Genomic DNA, 15,221 nt, shown 5'->3' with positions numbered 1-15,221 from the left:
GGGAGAAAAACAGTGATTACCAAAAAAGATTTTAACGCGATCATTAAGTCCATCAAAACCGTGGCAAATAAAGATCTGAAGAAAAATGAAGCGGAAGCCATTCATCCCTTCATCGATGCTTTTTATCCGCCCACCTCACCTGACGATCTCATGAGACGGTCAGCAACCGAGCTTTATGCAATCGCCAAGGACTGCTTTGACGCGGCTCAGAAAAGGGTCAAAGGAGAATCGATCGTTAAAGTCTACAATCCTCCTAAAGACAATAATCACGGTCACAATCATTCTATTGTAATCATCGTCAACGACGATATGCCTTTCTTGGTCGATTCCATTTCAGGAGGCCTTACGGTTACAAACCGCACTCACATGCACATGATGCATCATCCGATTATGGATGTTCCCCGCAGTGATAAAGGGGCTGTCATCGGGGACTCTAGTACGTCGCTCGTCGGGAAAAGGCCGTCAGAAGGCTCGCTCCGTGAAAGTGTGATGTATATTGAAATTGATGCGCTCTCAGGGAAAGCCTCCTTGGATAGTCTTCAGGCTTTTGTTGCGTCTATTTTGAAAGATGTTCGCTCAGCCGTAAAAGACTGGCGGCCAATGACAGCCAAAATTGATGAAACTGTCGCGGCATTAACTGTCAATCCGCCTGGAGGGGATATGGATGCGGCGGAAGAAACCATCGAGTTCTTACGCTGGTTGGGCGCAGATCACTTTACCTTCCTCGGATTTAGACAATATCGTTTTGATGGGGATCCGCTCACTGCTGATTTTAATGCCGTTGAAAAAACTGGCTTAGGTATCCTAAGAGATGAAACACGCTATGTTCTGCGCGGCCAAGATGGGCTCACGGCCATGTCACCAGAAATTCGGCACTTCTTCACAAGTAAAGACCCATTGATCATTACCAAGGCGAATGTCAAGGCAACCGTTCATAGGCCCACTCACCTTGACTATGTCGGTGTAAAATTGTTTGACGAGAGTGGGAATGTTGTTGGAGAAAATCGATTCATTGGCCTCTTTACAAGCCTATCCTATGGCCGCAGTGTCAAAGATGTTCCCATCTTAAGACAAAAAGTTGATCATATTCAAGAAACAGCTCGTTTTGACAAAAGTTCGCATGCAGGTAAAGCGCTCCTTCATATTATGGAAAGCTATCCTCGGGATGAATTTTTCCAAATTAGCAATGAACATCTCTATGAAAATTGCCTAGGCATTCTTCAGTTAACAGAACGTCCACGGACCCAGGCCTTTATTCGACGCGATAAATTTGAACGGTTTGTCTCTGCGATTGTCTATGTCCCTCGTGATAACTATCATTCAGGGCTCAGAGAAAAAATAGCTCAAATTCTCTGCGAAGCTTTCAACGGGGAAGTCTCAGTTTACTATGCTAATTTATCATCAGCTGCACTGGCACGCTGGCACTTCATTATCAGAACCAAACCTGGTGAAGTTCTTAATCCAGATGAAAAAGCCATTGATGATGCCATCAGTGATGCAGCACGCGGTTGGCAAGATCGTCTGAAATTGAGCCTTGTAGAAAAAGCAGGCGAAGAATTAGGAACAATCCTATACCGCGAATATAAAGATCGCTTTTCAATGGGATATCGCGAAAATTTCGATCCTGCCCAAGCTGCTTTCGATGTGTTGAAGCTCAATGAATTGACAGATGAGGATCGTATCCGTTTTGATTTTTATCGTCATCGCGCAGATGGCGATGACCATTTCCGATTAAAAATTCATCATAAAAATCGCATGGTGCCGTTGAGCGACTGTCTTCCGCTCCTTGAAAATCTTGGTTTCCATGTCATTGGGGAACACAGTTATACAATGCAAGACGGCTCCCCTGCATGCATTCATGACTTCACCCTTTATAAACCTGGTGGCATTGATATTGCTATCGAAGACACCAAGCCTATCATCGAAGACCTTTTGCTAAACACATGGCAAGGGCGTGCTGAAAACGATGCCTTTAACACCCTTGTCATGACTTCTGGCATGACATGGTCTGAAATCCTTGTTCTCCGGGCTTATGGTAAATATCTTCGCCAATTAGGTCTTGGATATACACCTGAATATATCTCACAGTGTATGGTTGAGCACTCAAAACTCTCAGCGACTTTAGTTTCTCTATTCCGGACTCTGTTCGACCCACAAACGAAGGGCAATCGTGAAAAACAAGCAAAAACCATTGCCAATGGCCTCATGTCAGAACTTGAAAAAGTCAGCAGTTTAGATCAAGACCGTATTTTGAGAGCCTATCTTTCTGTGATGTCCGCAACCCAGCGAACCAACTTCTTCCAGCCTGGTGTTCTAGAAGGCGTGGACGAAAGGGCGTTGGCATTCAAATTAAAAACCCGTGAGATTGAGGAAGCCCCTCTGCCGAGACCTTATGCGGAGATATGGGTTTATAGCCCGCGTGTTGAAGGGGTTCATTTGCGCGGTGGTCCTGTTGCTCGTGGCGGCCTCAGATGGTCTGATCGCCGAGAAGACTTCAGAACTGAAATTCTTGGACTGGTAAAGGCCCAGCAAGTGAAAAATACGGTGATTGTGCCTCAAGGTGCTAAAGGCGGATTTTTTGCCAAGCAACTTCCTGCACCCTCGGACAGGGAAGCCTTTATGAACGAGGGGGTTGCAGCATATCGTATGTTTATAACCAGCTTGATTTCCCTGACCGATAATCTGATTAAAGGGGATCTCGTCCCACCGTCAAATACGTGGCGCCGTGACAGTGATGACCCATACTTGGTTGTGGCTGCGGATAAGGGCACAGCTACTTTTTCTGATATTGCCAATGGGATTAGCGAAGCTCACAATTTCTGGCTAGGGGACGCCTTTGCTTCAGGCGGATCTAATGGCTATGACCATAAAGGGATGGGGATCACAGCCAAAGGGGCCTGGATTAGTGTGCAACGCCACTTCAGAGAGTTGGGAGTGAACACACAAACCGATCCTATTGCCACCATTGGTGTTGGCGATATGGCGGGGGACGTCTTTGGAAATGGCATGCTTCTTTCCAAAACAATCGCACTCAAAGCTGCCTTCAACCATCTTCATATTTTTGTAGATCCTAACCCTAAAAACCTCGAAAAAACGTGGGATGAAAGAAAACGTCTCTTTGAAATGCCTCGTTCAAGTTGGGAAGATTACAACAAAAAGCTCATTTCTAAGGGGGGAGGAATTTTCTCTCGCTCGGAAAAGTCAATTCCACTTTCTGCAGAGATGAAAGAATGGCTCGGTGTCAAAGACGATACGATGGCACCCAATCAATTAATCCACACCATCCTCAAAGCCGAAGCAGATCTACTCTGGTTTGGTGGGATTGGAACTTACATCCGTGCCAGTGATGAAACAGATGCTGAAGTCGGTGATCGTGCTAATAATGCTATTCGGATTGTTCCTGATCAGTTGAAGATTAAAGTAATTGGCGAAGGTGGTAATCTAGGGATGACCCACAAGGCTCGTATCGAATTGTCTAAGCTGGGCGGACGACTAAATGCAGACTTTATTGATAACTCTGCTGGAGTGGATTGTTCCGATAAAGAAGTGAATATTAAAATTCTTCTGGCCGATGTTCTAGAGAATGGAAAAATGAATCGGGATGAGAGAGACACGCTTCTTGTTGAAATGACTGACGAAGTCTCTGATATTGTTCTCACAGATAACTATCTACAAACGCAGGCCATTTCGGTCACAGAAGCCTATGCGACTGAACAGCGGGACAGTCATGCAGGCTTAATGCGCATGTTGGAACGCGAAGGCCTCTTAAATCGTGAGATTGAAAATTTACCGAGTGATGACAAGCTTGCGGAAATGGAAGCTCAGGATAAAGGCTTAACCCGTCCTGAGATTTCCACACTGATGTCTTATGCAAAAATGTCTCTCTATGATGTACTTTTAGAAGGAACAATTGTTGATGGAGCTGTCCTTAGAGATGAGTTGGAATGGTCCTTCCCGAAAGTATTAAGGGAAAAATTCCCAGACGAAATCAGCCGTCACAGACTAAAGCGTGAATTGGTTGCGACGGTTCTTTGTAACGAAGTTGTAAACTGGGCAGGCCTAACTTTTGTCTATGATATTAAAGAAGAAACAGGTCTGGCTGTAGAAGATATCGTCGCTGCCTTTGTTATTGTCCGTGAAATATATGAACTCAAGACAAATTGGCAACAAATTAATGATCTGGACTATAAAATCGACTCAGGTCTGCAATATGAAATGCACAATGAAGTTTCATTGTTTATTCGCCATCAAGTCCTATGGCTCTTGAGAAATCTTGCACAGCCATTTGACATTCAGGATCTTATTCGCCGCTTTGCAACTCCTGTGCATAACCTCTTTTCTGAAGCTGATAATCTACTCACACCAGAATCTAAAAAACTGGCCGCTGAGAAAATATCACACTTCAAGAAACAAGGTGTTACCGACGAATTAGCTCGTGTGATGGCAGGCATGGATAGCTTCCGTCAAGTGCCCGATATCAATGCTGTGGCTGAAGCAACACGTCGCGACGTAAAGGAAGTGGCTGTTCTCTACTTCTCTCTCGGCGAGGCTGCTGGCTTTAACTGGCTAAGAAATGCCTCTTATGCTGTACAGACTGAAGATCGTTGGGACGTCCTTTCCCTCCGCTCAGTTCGAGAGGATCTGGCTGATCAGCAACGGGAATTAACGCGCAAGGTCTTGGAAAGTTCAGGTCAGAATAAACCTGAAGAAGCGCTCTCAGCATGGCTAGACGCTCAGAAGACTAAGATCATTCGAACAGAACGACTGGTTGCGGATTTGAAAGCCTCTGGAGCAATGGGACTCTCAAAATTGAGTTTTGCTGTGAGGCACTTACGTTCCATTCTAAAATAGAAAAAAGCCCGCTTAACAGCGGGCTTTTTTTATGTGCTTAAAACAGAATATATACTCTCTGTTAGTTGGGTTAAATCATCCGGCGTAATCGTATAGGCTGGGGTGAGGTAAACAATATCCCTGAACGGCCTAACCCAAACCCCAGCATCTATAAATTTCGGCTTTAATTCCTGAACATCAAAGCCTTCATGCGTCTGCACGACCCCAATAGCCCCAAGTGTTCGCACATCTTTCACGCACGCAACCTCGCGGCATTTTTCAAGTTCATAACCAAGCTGCATATTGATTTGTGCAACAGCTGACAGGCAATCATTTTCTTGAAATAAATCTAGAGAAGCATTGGCAGCTGCACAGCCTAACGCATGCCCCATATAGGTAGGACCATGCATCAAAGCTTTCATCGGATCATCACTATAAAAACTCTCAAAAATCTCCTCTCGGGCAACAGCGATTGAAAGCGGCACAAATCCCCCTGTCAGCGCTTTAGATAGCGTAACGACATCAGGGATAATCCCTGCTTGATCAATGGCAAACATTGTGCCTGTGCGCCCAAAACCTGTGAAAATTTCATCCACAATCATCAAGACACCAGCCTGATCACAAGCTTTGCGTATCCATTGCAAGGTTTCAGGCTCATGGAAGACCATGCCCCCTGCTCCCTGCACCAAAGGCTCAGTGATTACACCCGCAATTTGATTGCTGTTTTTAAGCAACCATTCAGCGAACTGATTGGCCTCTTCCGCTGTGCGAGGCAGCTCTTGTAAATAATTATCGACCAACGCATCTCCAAAGAGACTATGCATACCTTCATCAGGGTCGCATATCCCCATCGTGCCAAGCGTATCACCATGATATCCATCACGGAAATGTACAAATTTGCTGCGGCCTTTGACACCTCTGTTGAGATAATACTGCAAGCACATCTTCATGCCGACTTCAACAGAAACAGAACCGCTTTCTGCTACAAAGCATTTATTTAGGCTTCCAGGCAACATGGCAGCGATTCGACTTGTGAGCTTTTTAATTGGATTATGAACTAAACCCCCAAGCATCACATGAGGCATTTGTTCCAGCTGTTCTTGCACTTTTTCCACAATGTAAGGGTGATTATACCCGTGCGCAGCTGTCCACCAACTTGCAATGCCATCAATAAGAGTTCGGCCATCTTTAAGCTCGATGCGTGTATCAAGAGTTGATACAACCTCAATGGGCTCAGGGGCTGTCTTCATTTGTGTGTAAGGCAACCAGATCGAAGATGTGTCCGTCATTATTCTGCTGCCGTTTGGCGCTTACACCCCTGAGCCTCTTTTGGCGCTTGCGCATGCATGCCAAGTTTTTGCATCAAGGCAAGGTCTTTATTATTTTCTGGATTGGGAGTCGTCAGCAATTGATCGCCATAAAAGATAGAGCTTGCTCCCGCCATAAAGCAAAGAGCCTGACATTCTTCTGACATCTCTTGACGCCCTGCTGATAGCCTGACTTCAGCCTTTGGCATTAAGAGACGTGCAACAGCAATGGTGCGAACAAATTCAAATGGATCCATCTTTTTGACATGTTCCAGAGGGGTGCCAGGTACAGCCACAAGCATGTTGATTGGCACACTATCAGGGTGCACCGGCAAATTTGCCAATGTCTTCAGCATGCCCGCACGATCCCGGCGTTTCTCACCCATTCCGACAATTCCCCCAGAACAGACATTAATGCCATTCTCACGAACCAATTCAAGGGTGTCTAAACGTTCTTGGTAGCTTCGAGTAGTAATAATTTCGCCATAAAATTCTTCACTGGTATCAACATTGTGATTGTAATAATCAAGACCAGCGTCAGCTAGTTGCGCTGTTTGTGCCTGATTGAGCATGCCAAGGGTCATGCAGCTTTCGAGTCCAAGATCTTTCACGCCTTTTACCATAGCCAAAAGCGAGTCCATGTCTCTATCCTTTGGACTGGTCCACGCAGCGCCCATACAATAGCGCGTCGCACCACCTTCTTTTGCTTTCTTTGCTGCATCAAGAACCCGTTCGACTTCCATCAATTTTTCAGCTTTTAAGCCAGTCGTTTTCGCATGTTTTGAGGACTGAGAACAATAGCCACAATCTTCAGCACACCCGCCTGTTTTAATCGAGATTAACTGAGATAACTGTACTTCGTTTGGGTCATGATAGAGACGATGAGTATGTGCTGCTTCAAATACAAGCTCCATGAATGGTTTTTCAAAAAGAGCTTCAATCTCTTGAACTTTCCAGTCATGGCGTGTGTCTAAGGCATTGTCTGAAGAGGGATTTGTCAGTGCATTCATTGTTATACTCCATCGGATGGGACCACAGCATATTTTGCGATAAGTGGGCCTTCACCCTAATAAAGTCAAGCAAAAATCGAACCTTGACGCTTCTGAGGAAAGCGCCTACCAAAGCAACATGAAAAGCCTAGAGACATATACCAAAGCAAAACTAGATGCGATTGACGCTAAAGCCCAGAGACGGTTTCTATTCGACCATTCGCGAAGTGCTGATATGTCTGCGACGAGAGAGAGCTGGGGTCAGATCGTTAGTTTTACAGATAATGATTATCTTGGATTATCGACCGATCCTGCAGTAATAGACGCCGCTCAGAAAGCTATGGCTCAGTACGGCGCAGGTGCAGGTGCCTCGCGCCTTGTCACAGGAAATCATCCTCTACACCGGGATTTGGAAAAGAAAATTGCACAGATGAAAGGCACCGAAGATGCGGTGGTTTTCGGGTCTGGATATATGGCGAACACAGGTGTTATTCCGACATTCTTAGGGAAACAAGATGTTATATTTGCAGATGAATTAATCCATACATCTCTACATGCAGGTATCAAATTATCAGGCGCTACTGTTTATTTTTTCAATCATAACGACTGTGACCATCTGAAAGAATTGTTAAGACAATATCGACATCAATATCCCCATGCGATGATCGTGGTAGACGGTGTCTATTCTATGGACGGTGATATGGCACCGCTTAAAAAACAAGGCCAAATTGCCAAGGTTTTTGATTGCTGGCTATACAGTGATGATGCCCATGGATTTGGCGTTGTTGGCGGGGGTAAAGGGTCAACTGTGGCTCAAGAGGCCGAAGGACTGATTCCATTTCAGATGGGGACACTCTCAAAAGCAATTGGAAGCTATGGAGGCTATCTCGCGGCCAGTCACGCTGTGTGCGAATTATTACGATCTCGTAGCAGAAGTTTAATCTATACAACAGCTCTTCCACCAGCTGTCATTGCTGCGAGTATTCGTTCTCTTGAGATTATAGAAACCGACAAGGAGCGCATACAGCGCCCTGTGATTCTAGCCCAGCGATTCGCTGATGCCCTTAATCTGCCAAATCCTACGACACCAATTGTTCCGCTGATTATGGGGTCTGAAGAAGACACTCTTGCAGCTTCTAAATCTCTTGCTGATCAAGGTTATCTAGCTTGGGCTTTTCGACCACCCACCGTTGCACCAGGCACAAGTCGATTAAGGTTTTGCTTCTCTGCGACACACTCGGACGCCCAAGTTGATGGTCTCATTCAAGCTTGTTTATCCATAGGATTATTGGCATGAGTCACTATTTCATCACATCTACAGGTACGGAAATAGGGAAAACCCTTGTAACTGCTGGCCTAGCCCATCAATATGGCTATAAGGCCTTTAAGCCAATCATCAGCGGTGTGACCGCGAGCACCATGGAAGGCTCAGACACTCATATTCTTGCTGAAGCTCAGGGCCTGCCCTTAACTTTGGAAACTTGGAACACCCTGTCCCCTCTTCGATATAAAGCGCCACTTGCGCCCAGTATGGCAGCTGAGCTTGAGCACAAGCCCCTATGCTATGAGAAACTTCTTGATCTTTGCCAACACTGGCTGAATGAACACTCTTCTTGTTTAATAGAGGGTGTCGGCGGTTCCTTTGTCCCCTTGGTTGGTGATAAACTGGTTGCCGACTGGATAAAAGATCTAAACCTATCATGCTATCTGGTGGTGGGCAGTTATCTTGGGACGATCTCACACACACTTGCAACTATAGAAGCTCAAATCAGTCGCGGCATAAAGACAGAAAAAATCTTTATGTCGGAATCTGCAGGCGATCGTCAGCCCGATCTTCAGCGTACAGCTTTAGAAATTGAAAAACTTACCAACTGTTCTGTAACCGTCATTCCAAGAATTCGCTCTAACAATCCATGGAAAGAATTGCCCCCCCTGCAATAAACTCTGGGCAAGAATTAACACCTCATCCAACTGGAGCGAACTAAATCAGCGAAATCTGCAATATGGTCATCTGGTCTTCCCTGCAAAACCGGCATCCTTCAAGGCTTTTACAAATTGGCACGCGCTTTGCTTTTTAGAGAGTGAACCGCAACCATACCTATAGGAGTACGCCATGCAATTAGAGTCTCTACCTTTTGATCCCAATATCTATTTTGGTCATGTGGCAGATAATTTGCTCAAAAATTTTGGCAATAAAGCAATTGGTATGGCCGAAGATGCTCTCAAAAAAATGCGCCTCCTTGGTGATAATGAGGGCTTTGACATGTGGCTCGGTGTCCAGCGTCATCTGACGATGAAGGCCGAATTAGAAGATCTGGAAGATCAGATCACTCTGCATTAATCGCAGGCTGATCAACCAGTTAGCCGGATAGGAGCTTTTCAGCACCCGGCACCCAATGCTCCTGCCGGCTTCCAGGGATACCCGCCCTGGAACCCATAGCCCGCTTTCCTACCCAGAAAGCGGGCTTTAGCATTTCGATCCCTCAACACATTTGTCCTTGTAGTTCATGAACTGACCACGTATTTAGAAAAGAACACTCAATAATTTTATAGGACCCTTATGGAAAGCGCGCCTCTTTTAGAAAGCTTAGAGACAGAAGTCTGGATTATCATTGGCTCTATTTTTCTTCTTCTTCTTCTATCTGGATTATTCTCTGGTTCAGAAACAGCTCTGACGGCTACAAGTAAGGCCCGCATTCGGCAGATGGAAAAGGACGGGGAGCAAAGAGCCACTCGAGTCAAAAATTTACTGAATGACCGAGAAGGGTTCATTGGCGCTATTCTGCTAGGGAACAATCTGGTCAATATCTTAGCAACATCGTTGACCACGAGTCTCTTTCTGAATCTATTTGGCGTGAATGGCGTTGCCATCGCAACCATCGTCATGACGATTTTGGTATTGATTTTTGCAGAAGTCTTACCAAAAAGTTATGCCATCTCAAATGCCGAGCCTATGGCGCTGAGAGTCTCTGGCCTGATCCGAGCCATGGTGGTAATTTTCTCACCCCTGATTAAATTAATTCAGATGATTGTGCGCCTTACGTTAAAAATATTTGGCGTAAATGATGTGAATGTCACCCTGTCTTCACAGGAAGAATTAAGGGGGGCGATTGACCTTCACAGTGAAGAAGGAGATCTGCAAAAGTCTGATCGCCATATGCTCGGCTCAATTTTGGACTTTGATGAAATCAGTGTCGAAGACGTTATGATTCACCGCCGGCTAATGCAAATTCTTGACATTGATGCCCCACTTGATGATCTCATCAAAAAAATTGTGTTGAGCACCTATACAAGATTACCTCTCTATCGTGGCAGTCCAGATAATATTGTGGGTATTCTTCATGCTAAGGATGTTCTCAGAGCACTCAGGCGTGCCGGCACACAAATGCATCGCTTTAATGTGGAACGAATTATGACAAAGCCCTGGTTTGTTCCAGAGACGACAACACTTCGTGAACAATTAAATGCTTTCCTTGAAAAGAAGTCTCACTTTGCCCTTGTGGTTGATGAATACGGCGACCTTCAAGGCCTTATCACTCTTGAGGATATCTTGGAGGAAATTGTCGGAGATATTGCTGACGAACATGATTTCGTTGTCTCAGGAGTACAAGAGATTGAAGAAGGCTGGCTCTTAACAGAAGGAAATGTTCCTATCCGTGATTTGAATCGCCTGAAAGATTGGACGCTGCCTGATACAGAAGCAACTTCAATTGCAGGGCTTGTTATTTATGAGGCCGAATCCATTCCGATTGTGGGTCAAAAATTTACCTTTCACGGATTCACATTTGAAGTCACTGGCCGTCGTCGCAACCAAATCACACAAATCAAAATGAAAAAAATTCATTAATATTATCTTCGGTTGGACTTTTTTTATGGCAAGTATATTCTTAAATTACAAAAATATTACATATATAACAATGGTTTATACCAGATTGTAAAATTTTTGAAAATTGTAGCTTGAATGCAGTTCACTTTTATCGCTATGATTTTTACGGGGAATGGGAGTTTATGTAAACCTGTCGTTAAGATTTTCATGCTATTTCTTATGGCAAGCATAACTTCGAACACTAAAAACGGGTATATACCTTACTATATGATAGACTAGGTAAACGGGAAAAATGATGAAAGCTTTGAAAATATTATTTGCTGCAGCCTTTTTGATGATGCCACTTTCTACAAGTGTTGACGCTGCTGACATGAATAAATGGAAAAGATCGCTTGTTAAGCAAATTTCTAAGTATAAAAAATATCCACGGTCAGCAATGAACCGTGAAATCGAAGGACGGGCTGTGGTTAGAGTTATCTTTAATCCTGATGGCTCAGTTGCCAGCCACGAAGTCCTTCAATCAACAGGCGCGAAAGTGCTGGACCGGGAAATCCCAAAAGTTATCGGCAAGCTTAAAATGCCGGCCTTACCAACAGGGAAAGAACTCGCAATTAAAATTCCTTTCACTTGGGCCCTTGGTTAAGTTTAGTTGACTTAAAGATATTTTAAAAAGCGTTTCTCTTGAAGCGCTTTTTTTTATTGTTAGTAGAATTTTAAAATTTCCTCCATAAACTACTGAAAGATAATAATTTTATTTGAATTGTTAAACAGTTTAAACAAATGTTGCAGTGCGGAAAATATTCTTGTACATGCTAACACTCTATTAACGTTTGTAAGGTATTTTCCTGCGCACTAAAGATAGACTTTCGCTATCCTGCGGTATCACTTGAGTAATGGTGATTTAATTTTGTAAAGAGGTAACAATGATTAAAAACAGTATCATCGCACTATTAGCCCTATTTCTAATGACCACGGTCGATGTTCAAGCTTCTGAAGTAAAACAGTGGCAGACAAAACTCGTGAAACAAATATCCAAATATCAAAAATATCCACGGTCAGCAATGAACCGTGAAATTGAAGGACGCGCAATCGTTCGCATCGTCTTTAATGCTGATGGATCTGTTGCAAGCCATGAAGTTCTAGAATCGACTGGCGCAAAAGTTTTAGACCGGGAAATTCCTAAAGTTGTCAATAAACTGAAGATGCCGCAACTTCCAGACGGTAAAGAAACTTATTCTCTAAAAGTGCCTTTCACTTGGCTCCTTGGCTAAGTCAAGCCTATCAACATTATCGATCAAAAGCCCTGCGATTTTGCTGGGCTTTTTTCTTTAAAGTCGATCAAGTACATCCTGCCTAAAAGGCGTTAAAATTGTATTGGTGGCTTCCTGTGCCAGTCCTGGATAGTCAGAAGTATAATGAAGACCTCGTGATTCTTTTCGGGCTTGAGCAGAACGAATAATTAAATCCGCAACAGTGACAATATTACGCAACTCAAGCAAGTCTGCCGTGACGCGGAAATTCCCATAATATTCTGCAATTTCTTTGGAAAGCAGATCTACTCTATTTTTTGCCCGAGCCAATCGTTTATTTGTTCGCACGATTCCAACATAATCCCACATAAAACGCCTAACCTCATGCCAATTATGAGTCACCACGACCTCTTCATCAGAATTTGTAACCTGGCTCTCATCCCAATCTCTGGCAAGAGATTGCTGAGGTATGTCTTTTAACAAGTCCACGATATGCCGCGCGGCACTTTGACCATAGACTAAACATTCTAAAAGGCTGTTTGACGCCATTCTATTTGCACCGTGCAGGCCAGTACTCGAACATTCCCCGATCGCATAAAGTCTGCTCATATCTGTCCGCCCAACTGTATCCACAAGAATTCCGCCGCATGTGTAATGGGCTGCAGGGACTACGGGAATTGGGTCTTTTGTAATATCAATGCCTAGCTCAAGACAATGTCTGTAGATATTTGGAAAATGAGAAATGACAAAATCAGGGTCTCTGTGCGTTATGTCTAAAAAGAGATGCGGGGCGCCTAAGCGCTTCATTTCAGCATCAATTGCCCGTGCAACAATATCTCTAGGAGCCAATTCAGCGCGACTATCATAACGCTCCATAAAAGCATCACCATCCGGCAATCTAAGAATTGCCCCCTCGCCGCGCATAGCTTCAGTGATCAAATAGGTTTTTGCTTGGGGATTATACAAACATGTCGGATGGAACTGATTAAATTCCATATTCGAAATACGGCATCCTGCCCGCCATGCCATCGCTATTCCATCACCGGTCGCGGCATCAGGATTGGATGAATATTGATAAACGCGACTTGCCCCGCCCGTTGCAAGAACTGTTGCTTTAGCATGAAGCGTTTCTACTCGATCTAGTTTCCTATTAAAAACATAAGCACCGTGAACTTGATCCTGGTCGGGCTTTGCTTCTTTCAAATGACGGTTTATAATAAGATCAATTGCCATATAATCTGTAAAAACATCAATATTCTTTGCCGCCCTGACTTGGTCGTTCAGTGTATGTTGTACGGCCCGACCTGTTGCATCTGCAGCATGAATAATTCGGCGGTGACTATGCCCTCCCTCACGGGTTAGATGATAGCCATAACCATCCTCAGCCTGTTTATCAGCACGGTCAAAATCTACTCCGAGTGAAATGAGATTTTCAATGGCCTCAGGACCCCGTTCCACAACATATCTGACAGCTGATTCATTGCAAAGCCCTGCTCCCGCCACAAGTGTGTCATCAACATGCGACTCGAGACTGTCTGTCGATTCGAGAACCGCCGCTATACCGCCCTGTGCCCATTTAGTAGAGCCAGCGCCAATCTTTGCCTTTGAAAGAACAGCAACTCGGAATGAATCAGGAAGTTGAAGCGCTAAGGTTAAGCCCGCAGCGCCTGAACCAATGATAAGAACATCGTAATTACGCCGCATCACTCTTACTCCCAGCGGTGCTGGATGTCAGTTGCAAGAAAATATCCTCTAGATCGGATTCAGCTGTAGAAATGTCTGTAATGGTTAGTTTTGCATCACTACATGCATTTAATACTTCACCGACTGTATATTTCTCTTTGCTGATTTTAACGGCCAAGAGGTGATCGCTTTTTATTTCACTATGGAAGTCTTGCAGCGCCTTTGGCATTTCTGTCAGGCTTTCAGAGACAGTTATTAATATTTCTTTTTCTTCAATGCGCGAGAGCAACTGAGGTGTTGGCTCACAAGCCACAACCTCTCCGTGGTTGATGATGGCAATTTCATCACATAATTCTTCTGCTTCTTCAAGATAATGCGTGGTCAGAACAATGGTTGTGCCTTTTGCATGCAATTCACGCACATATTCCCAGAGCTGTTGTCGAAGTTCAATATCCACACCAGCAGTTGGCTCATCAAGTACAAGAATCGGCGGTTGATGCACCATGGCTTTCGCGATCAACAACCTGCGTTTCATCCCACCTGATAAGGTCCGACTATAGGCATTTGCTTTGTCTTCAAGGCGCACTGCTCTTAGCAACTCATCGGTAATACGATCTTCAGGTGCCACCCCATACATACCCGCTTGAACCTCCAGCATTTCTCTTGGGGTGAAAAAGGCATCAAAGACAAGCTCTTGGGGAACAATTCCGATTGATGCTTTGGCATTGCGCGGATTTTCAGCAATATCAAAGCCCCAAATGGACGCGCTACCCCCCGTTTTATTAACCAACCCTGCTAGGATATTAATGGTTGTGGATTTACCGGCCCCATTGGGCCCCAGGAGGCCAAACATTGAGCCACGTTTAATATTCAAATCGATCGACTTGAGCGCATGCTTATCTGGGGCATTTTTGCTGCCTTTATAAACTTTATCTAGGCCTTTAATCTCGATTGCATTTTGGGTCATAAGTAATCCACTTTTATATTAGTCTTTGGCTTGCCACGTACAGTAGCCTTTTGTATAAAGAATTTAAAGAAATACATACCCTACATAAGAAAAGAAAGGGATTAATCAATGACTATTGAAGCTCCTGAAGTGGTGAAGACTAAAGAACATCGTGTTGCATGTGATGGTGGCGAAGGCGCACTGGGTCATCCACGTGTCTATCTTACCTTAGATAAAGATGGAAAAATTGACTGTCCTTATTGTGATCGACAATATATTTTAGAAGGTGGCCCTGCGGATACCTAACGCGGTTTACTCTTCCCTCTGATCCATCAGGCTTGGCCCTTACCGCCAAGCCTTCCTTATATAGCTCTCAACGCATGACGGGAG

12 protein-coding genes are annotated in these 15,221 nt (G+C 44.4%); 8 read left to right on the top strand and 4 right to left on the bottom strand.

From position 1 onward, the window contains the following. Window positions 1-12: 12 nt before the first annotated feature. Window positions 13-4,851, top strand: coding sequence for an NAD-glutamate dehydrogenase (locus QGN29_RS05475; protein WP_310799687.1), 4,839 nt, complete (start codon window positions 13-15; stop codon window positions 4,849-4,851). Between the two features lie 29 nt (window positions 4,852-4,880). On the opposite strand, the gene QGN29_RS05470 is transcribed toward QGN29_RS05475, so the two are convergent. Both QGN29_RS05470 and bioB read right to left on the bottom strand, forming a co-directional pair. Continuing rightward, the gene (locus QGN29_RS05470) at window positions 4,881-6,119 is read right to left on the bottom strand and encodes an adenosylmethionine--8-amino-7-oxononanoate transaminase (protein ID WP_310799686.1); all 1,239 of its coding nucleotides are present in this window, start codon (window positions 6,117-6,119) and stop codon (window positions 4,881-4,883) included. Next, window positions 6,119-7,147 carry a biotin synthase BioB gene (bioB, locus tag QGN29_RS05465; protein WP_310799685.1) on the bottom strand — a complete coding sequence of 343 codons (1,029 nt, stop codon included), beginning with the start codon at window positions 7,145-7,147 and terminating at the stop codon, window positions 6,119-6,121. Before bioB ends, QGN29_RS05470 begins: the two co-directional genes overlap by 1 nt. Window positions 7,148-7,265: 118 nt before the next feature. On the opposite strand from bioB, the gene QGN29_RS05460 reads away from it, so the two are divergent. From QGN29_RS05460 to QGN29_RS05435, 6 genes are all read left to right on the top strand, one after another. Then, window positions 7,266-8,423 carry an aminotransferase class I/II-fold pyridoxal phosphate-dependent enzyme gene (locus QGN29_RS05460; RefSeq protein WP_310799684.1) on the top strand — a complete coding sequence of 386 codons (1,158 nt, stop codon included), beginning with the start codon at window positions 7,266-7,268 and terminating at the stop codon, window positions 8,421-8,423. Beyond that, window positions 8,420-9,067 carry a dethiobiotin synthase gene (gene bioD, locus QGN29_RS05455; protein ID WP_310799683.1) on the top strand — a complete coding sequence of 216 codons (648 nt, stop codon included), beginning with the start codon at window positions 8,420-8,422 and terminating at the stop codon, window positions 9,065-9,067. The genes QGN29_RS05460 and bioD overlap by 4 nt, the downstream gene beginning before the upstream one ends. A 172-nt stretch (window positions 9,068-9,239) precedes the next feature. Continuing rightward, window positions 9,240-9,467 carry a hypothetical protein gene (locus QGN29_RS05450; protein WP_310799682.1) on the top strand — a complete coding sequence of 76 codons (228 nt, stop codon included), beginning with the start codon at window positions 9,240-9,242 and terminating at the stop codon, window positions 9,465-9,467. Between the two features lie 219 nt (window positions 9,468-9,686). After that, a complete protein-coding gene (locus tag QGN29_RS05445; protein ID WP_310799681.1) occupies window positions 9,687-10,973 on the top strand; it encodes an HlyC/CorC family transporter in 1,287 nt (428 codons plus the stop codon). Between the two features lie 274 nt (window positions 10,974-11,247). After that, window positions 11,248-11,595 carry an energy transducer TonB gene (locus tag QGN29_RS05440; RefSeq protein WP_310799680.1) on the top strand — a complete coding sequence of 116 codons (348 nt, stop codon included), beginning with the start codon at window positions 11,248-11,250 and terminating at the stop codon, window positions 11,593-11,595. A gap of 280 nt (window positions 11,596-11,875) precedes the next feature. Next, complete coding sequence (locus tag QGN29_RS05435) at window positions 11,876-12,223, top strand: energy transducer TonB (RefSeq protein ID WP_310799678.1); 348 nt, start codon at window positions 11,876-11,878, stop codon at window positions 12,221-12,223. Between the two features lie 57 nt (window positions 12,224-12,280). On the opposite strand, the gene nadB is transcribed toward QGN29_RS05435, so the two are convergent. Together nadB and QGN29_RS05425 are read right to left on the bottom strand one after the other, a co-directional pair. Further along, the gene (gene nadB / locus QGN29_RS05430; RefSeq protein WP_310799676.1) at window positions 12,281-13,906 is read right to left on the bottom strand and encodes an L-aspartate oxidase; all 1,626 of its coding nucleotides are present in this window, start codon (window positions 13,904-13,906) and stop codon (window positions 12,281-12,283) included. After that, a complete protein-coding gene (locus QGN29_RS05425) occupies window positions 13,896-14,852 on the bottom strand; it encodes an ABC transporter ATP-binding protein (RefSeq protein ID WP_310799675.1) in 957 nt (318 codons plus the stop codon). Before QGN29_RS05425 ends, nadB begins: the two co-directional genes overlap by 11 nt. Window positions 14,853-14,960: 108 nt before the next feature. On the opposite strand from QGN29_RS05425, the gene QGN29_RS05420 reads away from it, so the two are divergent. Then, a complete protein-coding gene (locus QGN29_RS05420) occupies window positions 14,961-15,137 on the top strand; it encodes a zinc-finger domain-containing protein (protein ID WP_310799674.1) in 177 nt (58 codons plus the stop codon). Window positions 15,138-15,221 lie beyond the last annotated feature (84 nt).

It is taken from the genome of Temperatibacter marinus, from assembly GCF_031598375.1.
Taxonomy (GTDB): Bacteria; Pseudomonadota; Alphaproteobacteria; order Sphingomonadales; family Kordiimonadaceae; genus Temperatibacter; species Temperatibacter marinus.
This window is presented reverse-complemented; position numbering and strand designations above follow the sequence as displayed.

Bases quoted from the DNA above. Each gene is read 5' to 3' on its own strand.
- QGN29_RS05420 (WP_310799674.1), top strand. From the start codon at position 14,961: ATGACTATTGAAGCTCCTGAAGTGGTGAAGACTAAAGAACATCGTGTT.
- QGN29_RS05450 (WP_310799682.1), top strand. From the start codon at position 9,240: ATGCAATTAGAGTCTCTACCTTTTGATCCCAATATCTATTTTGGTCAT.
- QGN29_RS05470 (WP_310799686.1), bottom strand. From the start codon at position 6,119: ATGACGGACACATCTTCGATCTGGTTGCCTTACACACAAATGAAGACA.
- QGN29_RS05445 (WP_310799681.1), top strand. From the start codon at position 9,687: ATGGAAAGCGCGCCTCTTTTAGAAAGCTTAGAGACAGAAGTCTGGATT.
- bioD (WP_310799683.1), top strand. From the start codon at position 8,420: ATGAGTCACTATTTCATCACATCTACAGGTACGGAAATAGGGAAAACC.
- QGN29_RS05440 (WP_310799680.1), top strand. From the start codon at position 11,248: ATGAAAGCTTTGAAAATATTATTTGCTGCAGCCTTTTTGATGATGCCA.
- QGN29_RS05425 (WP_310799675.1), bottom strand. From the start codon at position 14,852: ATGACCCAAAATGCAATCGAGATTAAAGGCCTAGATAAAGTTTATAAA.
- bioB (WP_310799685.1), bottom strand. From the start codon at position 7,147: ATGAATGCACTGACAAATCCCTCTTCAGACAATGCCTTAGACACACGC.
- QGN29_RS05435 (WP_310799678.1), top strand. From the start codon at position 11,876: ATGATTAAAAACAGTATCATCGCACTATTAGCCCTATTTCTAATGACC.
- nadB (WP_310799676.1), bottom strand. From the start codon at position 13,906: ATGCGGCGTAATTACGATGTTCTTATCATTGGTTCAGGCGCTGCGGGC.
- QGN29_RS05460 (WP_310799684.1), top strand. From the start codon at position 7,266: ATGAAAAGCCTAGAGACATATACCAAAGCAAAACTAGATGCGATTGAC.